1 protein-coding gene is annotated in these 552 nt (G+C 61.1%); it reads right to left on the reverse strand.

The genetic code is table 11. The features are described from left to right. The coding region (locus tag J3361_RS29315; protein WP_207967454.1) for an immunoglobulin-like domain-containing protein at positions 1-552 on the reverse strand (552 nt) is incomplete at both ends.

Consider the following 552-nt stretch of genomic DNA (forward strand, 5'->3'; position numbering starts at 1 on the left):
CACCGGCTGCGATGGTGATGGTTTTGCCACTTTCCAGCGTCACGGTGACCGGACCGTTTTGTGCGGTGACGGGTTTGCCGTCGGCACCGGTCAGGGTGGCGGTATAAGTGATGGTGCCGTTTTCATTGACAGTCGGTGTGGCGGTCAACGTCACGGTGGTGGTGTCGTTGACGTCGCTGACCACGGTGCTGACCGGGGCGGTGTTTGGGGCGATGGCTTCGAGGTTGCCACCGGATGCATCTTTGATCGACTCAGTAACTGTCGTTGGGCCTTGGTACACGTCGTTGCCGACCGCTACGTCCAAGATGCCCGAACTTGCGCCGGCTGCGATGGTGATGGTCTTGCCGCTTTCCAACGTCACGGTGACCGGACCGTTCTGCGCGGTAACTGGTTTGCCGTCGGCGCCGGTCAGGGTGGCGGTATAAGTGATGGTGCCGTTTTCGTTCACGGTCGGATTGGCGGTCAATGTCACGGTGGTGGTGTCGTTGACATCGCTAACCACAGTGCTGACTGGCGCGGTGTTCGGGGCGATGGCTTCGAGGTTGCCGCCAG

Origin of the sequence: Pseudomonas sp. OA65 (assembly GCF_017498305.1) — a bacterium.
In the GTDB taxonomy this organism is placed as follows: Bacteria; Pseudomonadota; Gammaproteobacteria; order Pseudomonadales; family Pseudomonadaceae; genus Aquipseudomonas; species Aquipseudomonas zanjanensis.